At 46.8% G+C, this 20,305-nt stretch carries 15 protein-coding genes; 12 read left to right on the top strand and 3 right to left on the bottom strand.

Annotation, left to right across the window (positions count from 1 at the left end):
- Nucleotides 1–147: 147 nt before the first annotated feature.
- The gene (locus tag HUB64_RS03475) at nt 148–2,937 is read right to left on the bottom strand and encodes an insulinase family protein (RefSeq protein ID WP_173496398.1); all 2,790 of its coding nucleotides are present in this window, start codon (nt 2,935–2,937) and stop codon (nt 148–150) included.
- Nucleotides 2,938–3,106: 169 nt separating this feature from the next.
- Here HUB64_RS03475 and sixA point away from each other — a divergent pair, with 169 nt between their 5' ends.
- Entirely contained in the window at nt 3,107–3,577 is a 471-nt protein-coding gene (sixA, locus tag HUB64_RS03470; RefSeq protein ID WP_173496397.1) for a phosphohistidine phosphatase SixA, read from the top strand.
- A gap of 99 nt (nt 3,578–3,676) precedes the next feature.
- Here the strand turns inward: sixA and smrB are convergent, their stop codons facing one another.
- Nucleotides 3,677–4,207, bottom strand: coding sequence for an endonuclease SmrB (smrB, locus tag HUB64_RS03465; protein WP_173496396.1), 531 nt, complete (start codon nt 4,205–4,207; stop codon nt 3,677–3,679).
- 81 nt (nt 4,208–4,288) lie between these two features.
- Here smrB and prmB point away from each other — a divergent pair, with 81 nt between their 5' ends.
- The 6 genes from prmB to HUB64_RS03435 all read left to right on the top strand — a co-directional run bounded on the left by prmB (nt 4,289) and on the right by HUB64_RS03435 (nt 9,984).
- The gene (gene prmB / locus HUB64_RS03460; protein WP_173496395.1) at nt 4,289–5,233 is read left to right on the top strand and encodes a 50S ribosomal protein L3 N(5)-glutamine methyltransferase; all 945 of its coding nucleotides are present in this window, start codon (nt 4,289–4,291) and stop codon (nt 5,231–5,233) included.
- 124 nt (nt 5,234–5,357) lie between these two features.
- On the top strand, nt 5,358–6,452 hold the full coding sequence (gene aroC / locus HUB64_RS03455) for a chorismate synthase (RefSeq protein WP_028761043.1): 1,095 nt from the start codon (nt 5,358–5,360) through the stop codon (nt 6,450–6,452).
- A gap of 66 nt (nt 6,453–6,518) precedes the next feature.
- Nucleotides 6,519–7,694: an MFS transporter gene (locus HUB64_RS03450; RefSeq protein ID WP_173496394.1), complete on the top strand. Its 1,176-nt coding sequence runs from the start codon at nt 6,519–6,521 to the stop codon at nt 7,692–7,694.
- Nucleotides 7,695–7,753: 59 nt separating this feature from the next.
- Complete coding sequence (locus HUB64_RS03445) at nt 7,754–8,932, top strand: ATP-NAD kinase family protein (protein ID WP_173496393.1); 1,179 nt, start codon at nt 7,754–7,756, stop codon at nt 8,930–8,932.
- Nucleotides 8,933–8,936: 4 nt separating this feature from the next.
- Entirely contained in the window at nt 8,937–9,221 is a 285-nt protein-coding gene (locus HUB64_RS03440) for a YfcL family protein (RefSeq protein ID WP_011788898.1), read from the top strand.
- Complete coding sequence (locus HUB64_RS03435; RefSeq protein WP_173496392.1) at nt 9,211–9,984, top strand: RNA methyltransferase; 774 nt, start codon at nt 9,211–9,213, stop codon at nt 9,982–9,984. The genes HUB64_RS03440 and HUB64_RS03435 overlap by 11 nt, the downstream gene beginning before the upstream one ends.
- Nucleotides 9,985–10,080: 96 nt before the next feature.
- Here the strand turns inward: HUB64_RS03435 and mnmC are convergent, their stop codons facing one another.
- Complete coding sequence (mnmC, locus tag HUB64_RS03430) at nt 10,081–12,123, bottom strand: FAD-dependent 5-carboxymethylaminomethyl-2-thiouridine(34) oxidoreductase MnmC (protein ID WP_173244047.1); 2,043 nt, start codon at nt 12,121–12,123, stop codon at nt 10,081–10,083.
- Nucleotides 12,124–12,261: 138 nt separating this feature from the next.
- On the opposite strand from mnmC, the gene fabB reads away from it, so the two are divergent.
- The 5 genes from fabB (at nt 12,262) to truA (ending at nt 20,279) form a co-directional block, all read left to right on the top strand.
- Nucleotides 12,262–13,473: a beta-ketoacyl-ACP synthase I gene (gene fabB / locus HUB64_RS03425; protein ID WP_168824238.1), complete on the top strand. Its 1,212-nt coding sequence runs from the start codon at nt 12,262–12,264 to the stop codon at nt 13,471–13,473.
- A gap of 159 nt (nt 13,474–13,632) precedes the next feature.
- Nucleotides 13,633–14,763, top strand: coding sequence for a 4-phosphoerythronate dehydrogenase (locus HUB64_RS03420; RefSeq protein WP_173496391.1), 1,131 nt, complete (start codon nt 13,633–13,635; stop codon nt 14,761–14,763).
- Nucleotides 14,764–14,765: 2 nt separating this feature from the next.
- Nucleotides 14,766–15,782 carry an aspartate-semialdehyde dehydrogenase gene (locus HUB64_RS03415; RefSeq protein ID WP_028761035.1) on the top strand — a complete coding sequence of 339 codons (1,017 nt, stop codon included), beginning with the start codon at nt 14,766–14,768 and terminating at the stop codon, nt 15,780–15,782.
- 177 nt (nt 15,783–15,959) lie between these two features.
- On the top strand, nt 15,960–19,391 hold the full coding sequence (locus HUB64_RS03410; protein WP_173496390.1) for a FimV/HubP family polar landmark protein: 3,432 nt from the start codon (nt 15,960–15,962) through the stop codon (nt 19,389–19,391).
- A 102-nt stretch (nt 19,392–19,493) separates the two neighbouring features.
- Entirely contained in the window at nt 19,494–20,279 is a 786-nt protein-coding gene (truA, locus tag HUB64_RS03405) for a tRNA pseudouridine(38-40) synthase TruA (RefSeq protein WP_028761033.1), read from the top strand.
- Nucleotides 20,280–20,305 lie beyond the last annotated feature (26 nt).

Raw genomic sequence — 20,305 nt, 5'->3', positions numbered from 1 at the left:
CTGAAGTGGTAGAACATGGGCTAGCCATGTTTTACATCAGGATTACGTCCAACACTGAAAGATACGACTATAGTTGGACTGATTTGTAGCGGTTCTGTTTGTTTACCTAATTTTGCTCACAAATGTGTGAGCAAAAGTGTTTTTTGTTTAGAAATTAAACTTTTCTGCCGTTTGCTTAAAAACTTTAAGATCCGTGATCATTTTGTCTGACATCAGCGCGGCTTGGGTTCTGTGTTGTTCACCTGTGCTAAATAACACTAAGCGATCGCTGTGCTTAGTACGCATTTTACGCATCATGAATTTGAGTAAATCAGTGCGGGTGAGCTTAGTGATTTCGTCTACGACGAGTTCTCTTTGATTAAATTGATAATCTCTATTGCCGACACTGACCCAATAACGTTGACTGCGAGTTTTGAGGTTCGCGTCGTGCTCCATGATTTGATTAATCAGACCTACCTTTGTGCTTTCCCATTCTTCGTTGGTGATTTGCATCACTGCATAATTAAAGTCGGCAATAAACTCGTCGATGGCCTCTAATAAATGCAGTGGCCCAGTTGTGGGTGACTGAATATAGAAAATAAGTCCAGGATGACGATTGAGCGGCAGGTAACCTGTGCCTACCATATAGCCCAACTGTTTTTCAGTACGCAGTTCATGGAAGAAGGTGGACGACATAGTGTGATTCAGTAAGCTAAATAGCGCCATTTTTTCAGGTGTTGCCACGGCAGATTGGTAATACACAATAATTGCGCTATCTTGATGATCTATCGCGAGTTCTCTCAGTAACGTGCCTTGGCCTGTTAAATTCACTAATTCTCTGGTGGACTCTGCACTCGGCGTCGAAACTAAGGATAAAATGTGCTCTAAACGTTTGCCGAGAGCTTGTGCTTCAGAGACTAGCCAATCCCCGTAGACTAACCCTTCAAGATAGATCTTTTCGTAGAAGGCGCGTACATGGTTATGTAAATCTTCTAGGCTAATATCTTCCAACATTTGAGCCATGCGTGCTGGTTCATAACTGCTTTTTTGCAGTGTAACAGTCAGGCTCGTAAATAATTGTGAAATCGGTTTAGCTTGTGTTTGATTCTGCCAACTGCGCAGTAGCTGAGATTTTATGAGGGCAAAGCGCTCTTCGGTAAAATTGCGCTCTCTGGCTTTATGGATTAATAGCGCTAATAACGTTTCTTGATTGCCGGTAAAGCCCGATAAATGCAGTGTAATTCCGCCTTGATGCGGATAAATGTTATAGCTTAAGCCTGCAACTTCAGCCTGATAGGTTGGCTCGGTGAGATAATCGAGTAGCATTTCAACATATAAGCGGGTGAGGGCGGCATGCCTTGGCGTTTTACTTGCTTGCTCTGAATCTAGCGATAAATACATGTGACCTTTTGGCACATTAAACTCATCATCTTTCTTATGCCAAATGCGGTATCCAGTTGATTCTGCAACTATCACTGGCACGTCAACATCGCTCTTATCCGGACGGGCAATCGAGTCGGCGACAATAAAAGGATTTGCAGCCGGTAGCTGTAATTCAGGGCGAATATTGTTCACTTGCCAACGAGCGAGGGACTGTGGCGCAATTGGGTGGACTTTGTACGGTGTGTGATACCAGTTAGCTTTACGATCGGTTTTAACCGATTGGGCGATAAGCTGCAGGCGCATATTCTGTGGCACCATGAGCTCAAGTAGCTCAATGGTTTCAGGGATATCTAGCCCATCCATCCGATAATCGCCAAAGACCAAGTCTTCGACCTCATAGTGATGCATATTGATGCTGAGATGGCTGGCTAAATCGAGTGATTTAACTTGCTCTTGATAACGAAACGCCATTTTGAGCAGGTTTGCACGCTCCAAATAACGCCATTCATCTAAGCCTTGGGTTTTGATAAGTTCAATATACTCAAAACAGCAGCTGATAATTTCATCGAGATTGCCTAGCCCTTTATCGGTTAACTGTAAACCGATACTGTAATCCTTGAAGTTATAACCATTTACACCGCCGCCCGCAGACAAGTTGTTCACTAATCCTTGTTCTTTCAGATACGACAACAGACTGCCATGACTCTCATTGCCTAAAATATGGCTGATATAAGTCAAAGGCTTACGTTTGTAGTAGTGATCAATTCCTGGGAAATTAAAACTGATGCTTAAGCGTTTTTGCTCCTTAAGCGGCACAATATCGATTTGCCTCAACAGTTCTTTTTCTGAAAATAGTGGTACTTGAGGATAGTTTTTCACTAAGTTCAAGTTTCGGATCCCACTAAAATAGTGACAGGCTAAATCTTGTAATTCATCAAGGGAAAGCGGAGCGACTAAACACAAGGTCATTAAGTTGGCGCTGTAATGGCTTTGATAGAAATCGAGTAATTCACTACGGACCTGTGCTTGTTCTCCGCCTAAGGTGACTAAGTTACCCACGGAAAATTTCGAAAATGGATGCAGTGGGTTGACTGTCTCTTTGAGTACTTGATAGGTTCGACGGATATCATCTTTTAGTTTTAAACTAAATTCAGATTCAATAGCTTGGCGTTCTCTATCGACTAAATCTAAATCAAATTTTGGGGCGATAAAAAATTGGCTGAATCTGTCTAAGGAGTCGGCAAACACTTCTTCATTGATGGTGAAAAAGAAGTTAGTGTGCTCTGTGCCCGTCCAAGCGTTATTGCTGCCGCCATGCTGATTAATAAAGGCGTGATACTCGCCTGAGTCTGGGAATTTCTCAGTACCTAGAAAGAGCATATGCTCTAAAAAGTGCGCCATGCCGGGTCTATCTGCGGGATCATCAAAATGACCCACGCCTACAGCCATAGATGCGGCAGCTTGGCTGGCATCTTGATCTTCAACCAATAACACCCTGAGCGCATTATCTAATACAAGATAACGATACTGGCGGTGATCATTTGGACTTTTATATATGGACTGAGAGGCTTGCAAAGAGACACTCCGGTAACGATAGCTTGTTATATATTGATAGTCTTAATGGTTTTTAGCAAATATCTCTTGTGTTTATCGACTAAAGATTAAGTCTTGTGAGGTTTGTTGAAACGGATTTTAGGGCTACAATTGGGATAAAACAAAAACAAGTTTGAGTCGCGAGAGAAGTATGCAGCTATTTTTGATGAGACATGGTGACGCCGGATTTAATGCTCAGTCTGATAGAGACAGAACACTGACCGATGTTGGAAGGAACCATACTGTGTTGATGAGCAACTGGCTAGCTCGCAGTGTGGCTGATTTCGATCTTGTTTTAGTTAGTCCTTACTTACGAGCACAGCAAACGTGGCAGGAACTGAGTCAGCATTTTCCTGAGCCGCGTAAGTGGTTAGTCGCCGATGATCTTGTGCCTTCTGGCGATCCCGCCAATGTAGCCGCCTTGGTTGTGGCTTATGCTGAGTTATACAAGGCGGATAAAGTACTCGTGATTGCTCACATGCCGTTACTGGGCTACTTAGTCAGTGAGTTAGTGGCTGGCGTTGAGCCGCCATTATTCGCGACGTCAGGCATTACGCTCATTGATAAACATGCCGAGCAAGCGTCGATTGTGTGGCAGCACGCCCCCCATAGTATTAGCTAATCTAGGTTTATATCTCTTTTACAAAACAAACGGCCCACATTAAATGGGCCGTTTGTTTTCCGCTAAATAGTAAATGTTAAAGCCTAAGCCGATAGCGAGCTAACGTCTATGCGGCTGCTCACCAATATCAATCAGCACTAATAACGCCGCATCGCCGCCCCATTCTTTAGGGGCCTGATGGAAAGCTTTCACCATAGGATGCTGCACTAACCACATGGGAACTTGTTGTTTCAATATGCCACTGCCGTAACCATGCATAATGCAGCAGCACAGGCTTTGCTGTTTAACGCAGGCTTGGATCAGTGCCGCTAACTCAAGTTTGGCTTCTGATTGGCGATAGCCGTGTAAATCCAGCAGTAAATCTGGCTGGTAATCCCCACGTCTGAGGCGTTTGAGTTCTAAACTGTCAACACCTTCTTCTAACCAACGCATCGGCCCTTGTACAGGCAGTAGTGGCTGATAAGTATCTGAGAAATAACTGTTAGCATGCAGTTGCTGCTCTTTGAGCTCTATTTCCTGTTTGGTTTTTAACGGCGTGCGAAAGTGCCGCTTATCTTGAGTGATGGGCTTTATCCCATCGATAAGCGCGGAAAACATCGCTAAGCCTTCTTTGTCATCGTCTTTATTCATGGCGGGTATTCTATTGAATCCTATGGTTTCTGAATAGAGTTCAGTTACAATGTTTGGCGAACAAACTAGCGGGAGCACGTTTTGGATAAGATCTTTGTAGATGAAGCTGTGACAGAATTACGCACTATTGGCGATATGTTACGTTGGGCTGTAAGCCGTTTTAACGATGCCAATGTGTATTATGGTCATGGTACTGACAACGCGTGGGATGAAGCCATCGCCTTAGTTTTCCATGCTTTACACTTACCCGAAGAAATCGGTCAGCAAGTGATTTTAAGTAACTTGACCAGCAGTGAAAAGCATAAAATTGTCGAGTTGATCATTCGTCGGGTGAGAGAACGCTTACCTGTGCCTTACTTGACCAATAAAGCGCGTTTTGCTGGGCTTGAGTTTTACGTTGATGAGCGCGTGTTAGTGCCACGCTCACCGATTGCGGAAATGATCGCTAACCGTTTTAGCCCTTGGTTATATAACAAGCCAGTCACACGTGTTTTAGATTTATGTACTGGCAGCGCTTGTATCGCGATTGCCTGTGCCTATGAATTTGAAGACGCCGAAGTCGATGCGCTGGATATCAGCGAAGATGCCTTAGATGTGGCGCAAATCAATATCGAAACCTTAGGTGTGATGGACAGAGTTTTCCCGATGCAATCGGATCTGTTTTCGGCCATCCCAGAAGGGCCTCAGTATGATTTGATTGTTTCAAACCCACCTTATGTGGATGCTGAAGACATTGGCGACATGCCTGATGAATATCACCATGAGCCAGCCATTGGTTTAGCTTCAGGTCGCGACGGGTTAGATTTAACCAAGCGTATACTCGCCAATGCCGCGCAATACCTCACGCCAACGGGTTTACTCGTAGTCGAAGTCGGTAATTCTATGGTGCATTTGATTGAGCAGTTCCCAGAAGTGCCATTCACTTGGATTAACTTTGAAAATGGCGGCGATGGCGTATTTGTATTGACCCGCGATCAACTGGTCGAAAATCAGTCAGTGTTCGGCATTTATCGCGACGCACAATAGCCTAAGATAGCAAATTAGGTTGAGACTTTTCCCGCTGCCAGTTAGGCTTGCAGCGGGAAAATAAATTGTCCAGTACTCGCTGGACACGGAGCGATGAACAAATAACCTAAGGTGTACAAAGCGGATGTCTGGAAACAGTATTGGTCAAAATTTTGTAGTGACGACGTTTGGTGAGAGTCACGGTGTTGCACTGGGTTGCATTATTGATGGTTGCCCTCCTGGGCTTGAATTAACCGAAGCCGATATGCAGCACGATCTTGACCGCCGTCGTCCTGGGACATCCCGATATACCACGGCACGCCGTGAGCCCGATGAAGTGCGGATTTTATCCGGCGTCTTCGAAGGTAAAACCACGGGCACCTCGATTGGACTCTTGATTGAAAATACCGATCAACGCAGTCAAGATTACTCTAATATCAAAGATTTATTTCGCCCTGGGCACGCCGATTATACCTACCAGCAAAAGTACGGTATGCGTGACTACCGCGGTGGTGGCCGCTCTTCAGCCCGTGAAACTGCGATGCGGGTTGCGGCGGGTGCTGTGGCTAAAAAGTATTTAAAGCAAGTTCACGGTATCGAGATCTACGGCTATATGTCGCAGCTGGGTCCTATTTGTGCGCAGACCATTGATCTTGACCAAATCGAGCAAAATGCCTTTTTCTTCCCCGATGCTAGCAAGCTGGAAGCGCTCGATGAATACATGCGAGAGCTGAAAAAATCCGGTGACTCGATTGGCGCGAAAATCTCCGTTATCGCGACAGGTGTGCCAGTGGGTTTAGGTGAGCCAGTATTTGATAGACTCGATGCCGATATCGCCCACGCGCTGATGGGTATTAATGCCGTCAAAGGTGTTGAGATTGGTGATGGTTTTGGTGTCGTGACGCAAAAGGGCTCCGAAGGGCGTGACTTAATGTCGCCGCAAGGCTTTGAATCCAACCATGCGGGCGGTGTACTCGGTGGGATTTCGTCGGGTCAGCCGATTATTGCCCATATTGCGTTAAAACCCACATCAAGCATCAGTGTGCCAGGTCAAAGTATGACGGCGCAGGGTGAAATGGCCGAAGTGGTCACTAAAGGTCGTCACGATCCTTGTGTTGGGATCCGCGCGGTACCGATTGCCGAAGCTATGCTTGCCATTGTGTTGATGGATCACTTATTAAGACACAGAGCGCAAAATCAGGATGTGCGTAGTCATACGCCAGTGCTTGGTATGCGATAAGTGGCATGAAATAGCTGGTATGCGATAACGATACAATGAGTGGCATGAGATAAATGGAATGCGTTAATGTCAACTTCTTCTAGCACAAGCTGGCAATTGCGCTGGCTTTGTGCCTGCTATTTTTTCTTCTTTTCTATTCTCGGCACTATGGTCCCTTATCTTGGGGTCTTCTTCGAAAATCGCGGTTTTAATCCTCAAGAAATTGGCTTTTTACTCGCCATCCTGATGGCGACGCGCATTGTTGCGCCGAATGTGTGGGCTAAAGTGGCTGACCGTACTGGGATGCGCGCCGAGCTGATCAAAATGGGCGCGGGAGCCGCCGCGCTGGCGTATTTGAGTTTCTTCTATCATGGTGGTTTTGTGTATATGGCGCTGAGTTTGGCCCTCTATACTTTCTTTTGGAATGCGATCCTCGCCCAGCTTGAAGTGATCACCTTAGAAACCTTAGGCGAGAATGCCAGCCGCTACGGTCAAATTCGCAGTTGGGGCAGTGTCGGTTATATCTGTCTTGTTGTCGGTGCGGGCTTTGCCATTGGTCAGTGGGGCACAGAAGTGCTGCCTTATATCGGTTTGTCATTATTTATCGGCATGTTAGCCAGTGCGTTGCCATTGCCGGCAAATCGTTTAGTGCGCGACACCAGCCAAGTGCGGCCGCCATTGCAATGGAATCGGGCGATTATTTGGTTCTTAGTCTCGGCGATGTTGCTGCAAATGAGCGCGGGACCTTTCTATGGCTTCTTCGTTTTATATTTAAAGCAAGCGGGTTACTCCGAATCCTCGGCGGGCATATTTGTCGCCCTTGGCGCTATGGCCGAAATCGTGATGTTTATGTTCGCGCCGCGTTTACTCGGCCGCTATGGCGTGAATACCTTATTGATTGTCAGCATCGGCATGACTTGTCTACGTTGGTTATTGGTTGCTTTTGGGGTAGATAGCGTGTTGTGGCTTGGGTTTAGCCAATTATTACATGCCTTTACCTTTGGTTTAACCCACGCCGCATCGATTCAATTTGTGCATAAACATTTCGATGCGAGTCACAGAAGCCAAGGTCAAGCCCTATACGCCAGTTTAAGTTTTGGGGTTGGCGGCGCGCTCGGTACTTGGATTTGCGGCTATATTTGGGGCGATGGTAGCGGGGCGGTTTGGTCTTGGGTATTTGCCGCAGTATGCGCCTTTGCCGCTATGCTGGCGGTATTCTTTATCCCTAAGGATAAACCGAGTGTTGCAGCCCATGGGGCCTAGTCATATCCATTAAGATAAAAATATAAAAAATTAAAATATTGCGTTAAGTGAGGTAAAGGGTGATTCGGTTTCGTTTAGGGTTAGTTATCAATCCATTAGCTGGCTTAGGTGGCAGTGTTGGTCTTAAGGGCAGCGATGGCGTTGCCGAAGAGGCGATCGCTTTAGGCGCAGAACCCAAAGCCGCCTTGCGTATGATGCAGGCCCTCGAGGTCATTCGTGATTATCGTGATGACATTGAAGTCATTACTGCTTCAGGCATCATGGGTGAAGACGCCGCTAAAACACTCGGTTTTACCATGCGAGTGGTATATCAAACTCCGGATAAAACTCAGGCGCTGGATACGCAGGCCGTTGTGCGTGCGCTGCTGGATGAACCACTGGATTTACTCCTTTTTGCTGGTGGTGATGGCACGGCCCGCGATGTTTACTCCGTATTTGAACGAGGCACTATCGACGATAAACTCCCCGTACTCGGCGTGCCTGCTGGGGTTAAAATTCATTCCGGCGTTTACGGTATTACGCCCCATGCGTCTGGCATGGTGGTCAAGATGTTACTCGATGGCGAACTTGTCAGTTTGATGTCCGCCGATGTGATGGATATTGACGAAGTGGCTTTTCGCCAAGGTACAGTGCGCGCTAAACGATTTGGTGAGCTCTTAGTGCCCGCCGAGCCGCGCTATGTGCAAGCGGTGAAGATGGGCGGCAAGGAAGTCGATGAACTCGTGCTGGCCGATATCGCCGCCGATGTGATCAATCAAATGGAAGATGAACTGTACATCATGGGCTCTGGCAGTACGGTTGCCTTTGTGATGGAAGAGTTAGGCCTCGATAATACCCTGCTCGGTGTTGATCTCATTCAAAATAAAAGTTTAGTCGGCAGTGACTTAACCGCGAACAAATTACTCGAACTGACCCAAGATAAGCCGACTAAGTTGGTGATCACTCTGATTGGCGGTCAAGGCCATATCTTAGGGCGCGGTAATCAACAATTGTCGCCCGAGCTCATTCGGCGCATCGGAAAAGACAATATTATTATCCTTGCCACAAAAACTAAGCTAAAAGCACTTGATGGACGACCACTAATTGTGGATAGTGGCGACCCTAAATTAGATAGCGAGCTTGGCGGCTATTATAAAGTGACGACGGGCTACCATGATTACGTCATGTATCAGGTGGCCAATCCAGATTTATTGGTCGCAGCAGATGTGTCGGCCAATCCAGTATTAATGGAGAGTTAGACCCATGTTAGAGCATTACGAAGACGCATTAGAACAGTGGATCGCCAGCGTTGTTAGTCATGGTGATGACGATGCTTTGTTTGCTTGTGGCTACTTACAGGGCCATGTGGCCGTAGTGTTGTCCCAATTGGAAGCGCAGGGTGAAACGGATCTTGATGCTTTAATGCTAAAAATGACCGACTGTCTAGCACTCGCGCGCCAAGAATTAAACGATGCCGATTATGCCTTGGTTGAACAGGCATGGGCACAGCTGCAGGCAAAGATTATAGGCGAATTGGATGTTGCCTAGCTCCCAGCCGATGACTGACAACGAGCACGTGACTAATACCGAAGTAACGAGTGTAGAAATGCCGAGTGCTGAATTAGCCTGTGAGCAAACGCTCGATGCTAGCGCGGTATTTATCGGTTTAGTGAATCCTAAAACGCCCGTTAACGTCGGTGGCATTATGCGCGCATCGGGTTGTTATGGCGTCGATGGCGTATTTTACACTGGCAGGCGCTACGAGTTAGCCGCGCGTTCGGGTGCAGTGCAATACCATGTCGATACTAAAGATGCTGGCGAGCGCATTCCGCTCACTGGCGTCACTTCATTGTTAGCCGCGGTTCCGGCGGACACTCAGCTTATCTGTGTCGATTTGGTGGTGGGCGCGACGCCGCTGCCGGATTTTGTTCATCCCGCGAAAGCCTTTTATGTGTTTGGTCCTGAAGATGGCACCATTGGCCAAGAGATTATCGATAAAGCCGATGCCGTAGTGTATGTGCCTACGGTCGGGTGTATGAATCTTGCGGCTTCGGTCAATGTGTTGCTATACGACAGATTGGCTAAATCCCACCGTGAGGCTGCAAGCCTGACATCGAGCCTAGTATCTGGTCTACCTTCGAACTTAAGCGGCGATGCGCTCATCCGTCAGAGTCGTGATAACAACAATCGTACTCGGGTGAAAGTGCCCAGAGCGCCGCGAAAACCTCGACATGTTGAATCCAGTAGTGTCGGGTCTAGCAGCCTTGAACCTAGCAGCATTGACAACGCAATAGTCATCACAGCCGCTTAAGTGGTTTAAAAATAACATTTTAAAAAAGGGATTAAGCCAAGGCTTAATCCCTTTTTTATAGCGCTCAAAAACGTTATTTTTCTAGCGATTGATTGCCTAGAGCGCTTTGCCCTTGAGCAATTTTCGCAGCCACATACGATTAGGGTTGAGTTTACACAGAGTTGCTTTATCGAGTGGTATTGGCTCGCCGCAAAGCTGCGCCGCGAGACATTCGGCGGCAAGTGGTCCAGAACTTAACCCTCGTGAGCCTAACCCGCCGAGAATATACAGCCCTTGATGCACCGGCGCTGGCGTGGTTTGCCAGTAGTGGCGACTTTCTTTAGTTAGTTGATGTTGCGCATAATCTTTAATAATTTTTGGCACATCGGGCGCGCAGCCCATCATAGGGAAATGATCCCGCGTGACCATACGCACGCCAACACGGGCATTGTTGCCACTCATGTCGATATCTTCAAGCCAAGGCTGATTGGGATAACTCTCGTGCATTTTGGCGAGGTTTTCTTGTTGCTCCTGCGGGCAAAAATCTAAATGCTTAGGTTCTTTAACGTAACTCGCGCCAAGGCAGTGGAGTCCTTCGTGACTCGGGGTTAAATAACCGTTGGCGCACAGCACAGTCGCGAGCTGACTTAATTGAAATAGAGCGGGCACATGGCTGACTTGGCCGCGAAAAGGGCTAATTTGTAATTTGTTGCTGGCATCAAATTGCGTTAGTTCTGCGCCATTGGCGAGCACTAGTTGTGCAAAGGGGCCAAAGCTATGCTTAGCGGTGGTTAAATACCAACCTTCACTTTGATGCTCAATTTCAAGGATCTCAGTCTCCAAATGGAGTTTGACCTCAGTAAGCTGTTGCGCTTTTTGTAGTGCGGCTTCGGCATATTCGTACGGACAAACCCAGCCAGCCAGCGGATAGAAAAAGCCTGATTTGTCAATATTAATGTTCGCAAGAGAATTGGCCTGCTGCGCATCGACTCGATAGGCAATTTCACTTGGCCAGTTCTGGCTTTGAATAATTTTATCGAGTCGTAATTGGCTGCGTTTATCGTGGGCAGTTTGCAATACCCCGCAAAAATCATGGGAAATCGGCGTTTGATTTGGGGCAGGGACAGAAGTCAGCGCCTGTACTCTACGTCGACTAAATAAAAATGCCTGCTGGAAGAAGCGGCTTAATTCATCATTTTCCGGTGTCAGCAGCGGATAAATCGCCCCTTGGCGATTGCCCGAGGCGCCTTGGCCGAGCTTGGCATCTTTACAAAAGAGCTGCGTACTTTGGCCGCGTTCCGCCAAAGACAGTGCCAAATGCGCCGAGGCTAACCCGCCGCCTATGATGGCAATCGAGCTGGGCGCATTCGAGGGTAAGATTGCAGCCATAGGATTAAAGGCATAGGCTTTAGCATCTTGCTGGCGTAAGACGTGGCGCTCGTGTAACAAAATGGCATCAGGCTGATGGTTTGTCTGTATTGCAGCGCAGGTAAAATCCCTCACCTCAAAGCCACAGGCTTGGAAACGGCTCACAGGTGTTTCGCTTAATCCGCTTGATTCGTTTAATCCAATAGTTGTCACAGTGGCGCCATCGTCACTGAGTTTTGCCATCTGCCAATGGATCTGCTGATTTAACCCATTTTGTAGATGGGGCAATACCAGCCAGTGCTGAACGGGGTGAAGCGGAGAATGGATGAGTGAACAGAGCTGGGATTGAATATCACCAAAGTGCAGGTCGATTGTGGTACGACCGTCATCAAAAATTAATCTCTGACAACCTATAATAGCCGTCGGCTCTGTATGAAGTAAGCGTTGGGCAAGTGGCTCAAGTTCAGGCACTTTGGTTAAACTGGCGGATTGATCCCAAAGTAATTTAAGTTCGTACGCATTAATCGGATTGGGTTCGAATACGTTAAGGAGTAATCGTTGGTTAGGATTCGTCTGAGTGCGCCACCAAGATAAGAGTTCAAGCCCGTTGCCTAAACCAATTTGCCCTAATACTAAGAGTTTTTGCTGTGAATGAGCCTCAAATACCCGCTGCTGATAAATGCTCAACTTGCTGAGATAGTGTGCATCAGTGTGAGCTGTTGCGGGATAAAGGTTGATTAATTGCGGGTAATCGCGCTTAATTTGGCAAGGTTTATTGGGCTCTGCAGTCAAAGAAATTTACTCTCGGTCTCATAATTGGCATTATTTTACTCGCCTTTATGGAAAGCTGACCACTTAATTGAGTCAAAACAGATACTATTGGCTCAGCGAAAAGTAGGTACTGACATGTACACAATGGATAGCAATAAAATGAAAAGAGTCGTGATCACCGGAATGGGTGTTGTTTCAAGTATCGGTAATAACAAGCAAGAAGTGACCGAGTCACTGAAAGCGGGCCGCAGTGGTATTACGCATTCAGCTCAGTTTGAAGAGATGCAATTACGTAGCCATGTATGGGGTGACATCAAGTTAAACCCTGCTGAGCATATCGATCGTAAGGCATTGCGTTTTATGGGTGATGCGGCAGCTTATGCCTACATTGCTATGCAAGAAGCGGTTGCCGATGCCAATTTAACTGAAGAGCAGTATTCAGATCCGCGCGTAGGTTTGATTGTGGGTACAGGCGGCGCATCATCGTCTAACCAAGTACAATCTGCCGATACACTGCGAGAAAAAGGCGTTAAACGCGTAGGTCCGTATATTGTGCCTCGCATCATGTCGAGCACGGCCAGCGCTTGTTTAGCCACGCCATTTAAAATTAAAGGCATGAATTATTCTATCAGTTCAGCCTGTGCTACCAGCGCCCATTGTATTGGTCATGCCGTTGAACTTATCCAAATGGGTAAGCAAGACATGGTGTTTGCCGGTGGTGCTGAAGAAGTGGATTGGACACTGACCATGGGCTTCGACGCTATGGGCGCACTGTCAACCAAGTACAATGCCACACCCGAAAAAGCCTCTCGTACCTATGATGCAGACCGTGATGGTTTTGTTATCTCTGGCGGCGGCGGTATTTTAGTGGTTGAAGAGTTAGAGCATGCTCTGGCTCGCGGCGCAAAAATTTACGCTGAAGTGATTGGTTATGGCGCGTCTTCAGACGGTTATGACATGGTGGCGCCATCGGGTGAAGGCGCTGTGCGTTGTATGCAAATGGCGATGATGGATGTCGATACCCCAATCGATTACATCAATACTCACGGCACTTCAACGCCAGTAGGCGACGTGCGTGAATTAGAAGCGCTACGTGAAGTTTTCAAAGACAAGTGCCCACCGATTGCATCGACTAAGTCTATGACAGGTCATGCATTAGGCGCCGCAGGCGTACATGAAGCGATTTACAGCTTAATCATGATGGAAAACAGCTTTATTGCCCCAAGCATCAATATCGAAAATCTGGACGAAGCGGCGAAAGATATGCCTATCGTGCGTGAGTATCGTGATGCTGAGCTGACTACAGTCATGAGTAACAGCTTTGGTTTTGGCGGTACAAACGCCACGCTAGTGATGCGCAAATTCAAATAAGTTTGTTTATCAAACACGATAGAAGGGAAGCTTAGGCTTCCCTTTTTTATGGGCGTTTTTTGTAAACCTGTTGCATCGACAAGGATTTATCCCATTAGTCTTGTTAGAATACCGAGCATCTTGATGCCTTCCATTCCCACTTTTTTAGATCAGGTGCCCATGAAGATTTTAGTCGATGAAAATATGCCCTTTGTTGAACCGTTATTTGGCGATCTCGGGGAAATTATTCCTGTTAATGGCCGCACGTTAACCGCAGCGCAAGTGCGCGGTGCCGATGTGTTATTAGTGCGCTCAGTCACCAAAGTGAATGCCGAGTTGCTCTCGGGCAATCATCAACTGAAGTTTGTCGGCAGTGCCACTATAGGCACAGATCATGTGGATTTAGCCTACCTTGCCGAGCGTAATATCCCCTTCTCTAATGCACCAGGTTGCAATGCGACTGCGGTTGGGGAGTTTGCTTTTATCGCTATGCTGGAGTTAGCACAGCGGTTTGATTCGCCGCTTAAGGGTAAGGTCGTCGGCATAGTGGGCGCGGGCAATACCGGTACTGCAACAGCTAAATGCTTGCAAGCCTACGGTATTAACGTGTTGCTTAACGATCCCATTAAAGCTGCAGAGGGCGATCCACGCAGTTTTGTGAGTTTAGAGACCATCATGGCGCAGGCCGATATCATCAGTTTACATGTGCCCATCACGCGAACGGGCGAGCATAAAACCAAACATTTATTCGATGAGGCGCGCTTAAAGGCGCTCAAACCCAATACTTGGTTAGTGAATTGCTGTCGTGGTGATGTGATAGATAATAAAGCACTTGTCAGAGTTAAACGCCAGCGTGATGATCTTAAATTAGTGCTCGATGTGTGGGAAGGCGAGCCAACACCGATGCCTGAACTGGTGCCACTGGCTGAATTTGCCACCCCGCATATTGCAGGTTACAGCTTAGAAGGTAAGGCGCGCGGCACTTTTATGCTCTATCAAAAGCTGTGTCAGTTACTTAATATTACTGCCGATAAAAGTCTGCTGGATCTCTTGCCAAGCTTTAACATTAAGGCGGTCGAACTTGCGACTGCGCCGAATGAAAAAGCGTTATTACAGCTCGCGCGTTTTGTCTATGATTTGCGCGATGATGACAAGATGTTCAGAAATACATTCTTAAATGAGAATGGCTTCGACACTATGAGAAAAAATCACCAACATAGACGCGAATTTAGTGCATTGGCGCTGGCTTATGACGGTCAATCTGAGGTAGATTGGTTGTCCAATTTAGGTTTTTCAGGAGTCGGTCAGTAGCTATGTCACAGGAATTTAATGTTGTCGTTTTAGGTGCATCGGGCGCAGTGGGTCAAACTATGATAGAGATCCTCGAAGAGCGTAATTTCCCGGTTGCCAATTTGTACCCTTTAGCCAGTAGCCGCAGCGCCGGTGAAACGGTCAGCTTTCATGGCAAACAAATTACCATTCTCGACGTAGAAACCTTCGATTGGACCCAAGCTCAAATTGGTTTCTTCTCTGCAGGTGGTGATGTTTCCGCCAAATGGGCACCGATTGCCGCTGAAGCAGGCTGTGTTGTGATTGATAACACCTCTCACTTTAGATACGACATCGATATTCCTTTGGTTGTACCTGAAGTGAATCCGCATGCTATCGCTGATTTCCGCAATCGCAATATCATTGCTAACCCAAATTGCTCAACGATTCAAATGCTGGTGGCACTTAAGCCTATTTATGATGCCTATGGTATCAGCCGCATTAATGTGGCAACGTACCAGTCAGTATCGGGCACAGGTAAAAAAGCCATTGAAGAATTAGCGCATCAGTGCACTAAATTACTGCAAGGTTTACCTGCTGATGCTGAAGTCTATCCAAAACAAATTGCTTTTAACGTATTGCCACAAATCGATAAATTTATGGATAACGGCTATACCAAAGAAGAAATGAAAATGGTCTGGGAAACCCAGAAGATTTTCGGTGACGATGAGATTTTAGTGAATGCGACTGCCGTACGTGTCCCTGTATTTTATGGTCACTCAGAAGCCATTAATATCGAAACTCGTCAGCCTGTTGATGCCGAAGACGTTAAAGCTTTACTGCGTAATGCCGAAGGAGTGGTATTGTTTGAATCCGATGAGGATTATCCAACAGCAGTGACCGATGCCGCAGGAACCGATCCGGTTTATGTGGGTCGCATTCGTAAGGATATTTCTCATTCTCACGGGATTAACTTGTGGGTTGTGTCAGACAATATTCGTAAAGGCGCAGCCTTGAACAGTGTGCAAATTGCCGAGATCTTAGTGAGAGATTATTACTAAGCATTAGATTGCATTTGATGCCCATTGAAAAGCCTGCTGTCAGCAGGCTTTTTTTGTTTTACAATTGTGAACAGTAGCAGGGCGGGGATTTCTGGTTTATAGTAATCTCAATAAATACAATTGCCTAAAGCCTGTTATCAGTGAGATAACTTTATAGCGCTTCAAAGGGAAGGATTGATGAAATTTCGCACTTCGTATCTTGTGGGTCTAATGGCCACTGTTTTAGCTGTTTCTTCTACCGCTTATTTTATTGATCCCGCCGTTGCTGCAGATACACCAAGATTAAAACCCTTAAAAATCATGGGGCCAGACGGACAGATCCGTCAAGTTAACCATCAATATGGTCCAACGACATCGAAAGACACTTTTTGGAGCATAGCGCAAAAAGTCCGTCCTGATGCCAGTGTTAGCGTCTATCAGGTGATGGCCGCCTTATACGATGCTAACCCTCATGCGTTTAACTCTGCCAGTTATAACAGTTTAGAACGCGGTATGATCCTGCTCATTCCGTCTAAAGAAGTCATGCTGTCGATCCCCAATCGTATGGCGATAGCCAGAGCAGAGCAAAGTGATAGACAATCTAGGGCTCCGGCGAAAGCAACATCTAAACCGCCAGCTAAGGTGACGACAGCTAAAGCGCCAGTCACGGCTCCTGCGGTGATTGTTGAAACGAAAGTGACACCACCTAAAGCGGTTGCTGAAACACCTGTTCCAGAAAAGCCCAAGATGCTGAGTTCAGATGTGACGGCGCGGTTAGAAGCGGCAGAAAGCAAAAATCTGTCATTAACCGATGAATTAGCCCGCACGCAAGATCAACTCTCAGTGCGCACTTCAGATGTTGAAGCGCTAAAAGTTAAAGTTGAAGAATTAAATCAACGGATTGCGGTGCTGGAAGAAACACTTCAAGCCAGCAAACTACAAAACCAAGCCTTGAAAGCCGAAGTTGAAGCTGCGCAAGTGCCAGAGACGACAGCTGTTGAAGCTGAAGTAGAGGCAGAGGCACCTATTGAGCCCGATGACTTGTGGCGCAATATCCTTAACAGTCCTGTGTTATTGATTGCCGCGGCTGTGATCCCTGCCTTGTTCTTACTGCTTGCTGTGTTCTGGTTCCTGCGCCGTAAACGCAATAAAGAACGTCGTGAAATGCAGACACAAGAAGCGGTTATGGCCGCCGGTGCCGCTGGGATTGCGGGTACCGCCATCATGGATATGGATGATGACGATTTAGACGATATGGCGGTACATTTAGATTCTGACCATGCGGACTCCATCGATAGTCTTCTTGATATGGGCAGTGTCGATTTACAACCTGAGCAAGATTTGACTGACTCCCACGATCAGATGGATATGGCTTCTGAAATGTTTGTCGATCCGGGGATCTCTGCCGAACCTGAGGTTGAAGACGAAGGGCAATCTCTTGATGACCTGTGGGCAGAAGCTATGGGCGATCAGGAAGAGGATATTGTTGAGGAGAAACCCAAATCTGGCAATATTCTTGAGGAAGCCGATCTTGATGCACTATTAGCTGGCCTAGGTTCTGACGACAGCACTTCTGAAGACAGCACCGAAGCCGAAGAGGATTTAAGTGAATTAGAGCGTAACTTTGCGAGCGATTTAGCTCAAGAAGATGACAGTAATGATATTACTTCTAAGCTGAATGATGTTGAAGTCGCAGACACTAAACCTGCCGATGAAGCCATCGCGGATGACGATGATCTTGATGCATTACTTGCCGAGTTTAGCGTTCCTGCTGAAGATATTGAGACTGCACAAGCGCCAGAAGTTGTTGCGTCTGATGATGAAGATCTCAGTGCTGCCATAGCCGCAGACCTCGGTGATGAGCTAGATGATGAACTTAGCGGAGAAGACGTTGATGATATCGATGCCTTATTGGCTGATTTCGATAAACCAACGCCAGCCGCTGAACCTGAAGTCGAACCTGATCTTGGCGCTGAAATTGCTGCTGAACTAGATGCGGAGCTTAATGAACTGGGCGTAGAAGACACCGATGACATCGATGCCCTGTTAGCCGATTTCGATAAACCTGCAGAACCTGAAGTTGAACCTGATCTCGGCGCTGAAATTGCCGCAGAGCTAGACGCTGAGCTTAATGAACTGGGCGTAGAAGATACCGACGACATTGATGCCCTGTTAGCCGATTTCGATAAACCAGCAGAACCCGAAGTTGAACCCGACCTCGGCGCTGAAATTGCCGCAGAGTTAGACGCTGAGCTTGATGAACTGGGTGTGGAAGATACCGATGATATTGATGCTCTGTTAGCGGATTTTGATAAACCGACACCAGCGGCTGAACCTGAAGTCGAGCCCGATATTCGTGCTGAAATTGCCGCTGAGTTAGACGATGAGCTTAATGAATTAGGCGTAGAAGAATCCGATGATATTGATTTACTACTAGCGAGTTTTGATGCTGAGCCTGAACTCAAAGTCGATACAGAAGATGATGATATCAGTGCAGAAATTGCCGCAGAATTAGAAGCTTCGTTACCGGAAGACATAAAAGGTGAAGCGTCAGGTGATGATGATTTAGATGCACTCTTAGCTGAGTTTGATGTGCCGGAGCAATTGGATGCCGATGAAGATGAATTCGACTTTGATATGGAAACGGCGCAACTCGATTCAGAAGACAATTCAGTTGACGAAGATAATTTACTTAAAGGCATAGGTGCGGCTCACTCTATCGACGGCACCGATGATACTTTTACATTAGTCGAGGAATTGAGTGACGATAACGACGCTGATGTATTAGCGACGGCCGCAGTCACTTTGGCCGCTGCTGCAGCCGCGGCCAGTGTTAAAGAAAAAGAATCTTCTTTCTTTAATGATTTAAAAGCCAATAAGAGCAAAGATCCCCATGTGCTCGATTGGGACTCAGAGCTAGATTTTGCGCCTAAGGCTAAGCCTGCGGCAACGCAAGCAGATGTAACGGCTAATGATGTTGAGCCTAACAAAGATGCCACAGCGCTCGATTATGCTTCTCAAGAGAAGCCCATTAAGGCTACGCGTAACGATATTGATTTTAATGAAGATTTTAAACTTGATATCAAAGAAGACGCGGATGATTTGGACCTTGAGCAAGGGCTCGACTTAAGTGACGATAATGTGCTCGCCGCTTTTACAGCCAATACAGATTATGACGATGAAGATGTGTTGACGTCGGAAGACAGTTTCTCTCTGGTCGATGATCATAATCTTACCGTCGATGAAGCCTTGGCTGCACTCGATGCCCAGGAGTCACGAAAAGCGCAGAAAAAGTTTGTTCCTGACCATGATTTAACCAGTTTTCAAAATGAAAACGGTTTTATCGACATCGACAAGTTGCTGAATGATGCCGATGAAGAGGGCGCAGATACCGATTTGTATTCGGAAGTTGACGTTGAGATGAGTGATGTCGGTGCCTTAATCGGTGATGCCGCGATGATCGATGTTGATGATGAAGAAAACTCAGTCAACGCTAAGCTGGATTTAGCGCGTGCTTATATCGAAATTGACGACAGCGACAGTGCGAAAGCCCTGCTCAAAGAAGTGCAAATTGACGGTAACGAGCGCCAGCAGGATGAAGCTGGACGTTTGCTCAAAGAGATTAGTTAATCCCGGTTGAGAGTGTTTCAATCTAACGGCGCCTTCAGCGCCGTTTTTTTTATGGGCTGCTGTGATAAAATGCGCCGCTAAATCAATTGTGAGGATAAGTGGATGCGGATTGCATTAGGTATTGAATATGACGGTAATGGTTATTTTGGCTGGCAACGTCAGGCCGAAGTCGATTCAGTACAAGGGCAATTAGAACGGGCGTTATCGATAGTGGCTAATGAGCCTATCGGCGTCTTCTGCGCTGGCCGTACCGATGCGGGCGTGCATGCCACAGGCCAAGTGGTCCATTTTGAAACCAATGCCATTCGTAATGAAGGCGCATGGACCTTAGGGGTTAATGCTAATTTGCCCGACAATATTGCCGTACGTTGGGTCAAAGAAGTCGACGACAGTTTCCATGCGCGCTTTTCGGCCACCGCCAGACGCTACCGCTATGTGATTTATAATCACACTTTTCGCCCTGGGATTTTACGCCATGGTGTAAGCCATTATCACGGCAATATCGATGCTGACAAAATGCACCAAGCGGCACAGGCACTCTTAGGTGAGCAGGATTTTACTAGCTTTCGCGCTGTTCAGTGTCAGTCGAAAACACCGTTTCGTAATGTGCATTGCGTTAATGTCACGCGCCAAGGTATGTATGTGATTGTTGATATCGCCGCGAATGCTTTCTTGCATCACATGGTGCGCAATATTGTCGGTTCATTGTTAGAAATCGGTCTAGGTAATCAGCCACTGACTTGGATGGGCGATTTGCTCGCGTTAAAAGACAGAAACCAAGCCGCAGCAACGGCTAAACCCCATGGACTCTATTTAGTTGATGTGACTTATCCAGAACAATATCAATTACCTAAGCTCGCCCTTGGGCCATTATTCATGTTGGATTGAAAAGATCTTATTTGAGAGATAATCGA

Origin of the sequence: Shewanella sp. ISTPL2, assembly GCF_013283205.1 — a bacterium.
In the GTDB taxonomy this organism is placed as follows: Bacteria; Pseudomonadota; Gammaproteobacteria; order Enterobacterales; family Shewanellaceae; genus Shewanella; species Shewanella oncorhynchi.
The sequence above is the reverse complement of the archived record's forward strand: the minus strand, read 5'-3'. Positions and strand labels throughout refer to the sequence as shown.

Excerpts from the sequence above, each read along its gene's own strand:
- smrB (WP_173496396.1), bottom strand. The coding sequence starts at position 4,207 with ATGAATAAAGACGATGACAAAGAAGGCTTAGCGATGTTTTCCGCGCTT.
- aroC (WP_028761043.1), top strand. The coding sequence starts at position 5,358 with ATGTCTGGAAACAGTATTGGTCAAAATTTTGTAGTGACGACGTTTGGT.
- truA (WP_028761033.1), top strand. The coding sequence starts at position 19,494 with ATGCGGATTGCATTAGGTATTGAATATGACGGTAATGGTTATTTTGGC.
- HUB64_RS03440 (WP_011788898.1), top strand. The coding sequence starts at position 8,937 with ATGTTAGAGCATTACGAAGACGCATTAGAACAGTGGATCGCCAGCGTT.
- sixA (WP_173496397.1), top strand. The coding sequence starts at position 3,107 with ATGCAGCTATTTTTGATGAGACATGGTGACGCCGGATTTAATGCTCAG.
- HUB64_RS03420 (WP_173496391.1), top strand. The coding sequence starts at position 13,633 with ATGAAGATTTTAGTCGATGAAAATATGCCCTTTGTTGAACCGTTATTT.
- HUB64_RS03415 (WP_028761035.1), top strand. The coding sequence starts at position 14,766 with ATGTCACAGGAATTTAATGTTGTCGTTTTAGGTGCATCGGGCGCAGTG.
- HUB64_RS03435 (WP_173496392.1), top strand. The coding sequence starts at position 9,211 with ATGTTGCCTAGCTCCCAGCCGATGACTGACAACGAGCACGTGACTAAT.
- HUB64_RS03450 (WP_173496394.1), top strand. The coding sequence starts at position 6,519 with ATGTCAACTTCTTCTAGCACAAGCTGGCAATTGCGCTGGCTTTGTGCC.
- HUB64_RS03410 (WP_173496390.1), top strand. The coding sequence starts at position 15,960 with ATGAAATTTCGCACTTCGTATCTTGTGGGTCTAATGGCCACTGTTTTA.
- fabB (WP_168824238.1), top strand. The coding sequence starts at position 12,262 with ATGAAAAGAGTCGTGATCACCGGAATGGGTGTTGTTTCAAGTATCGGT.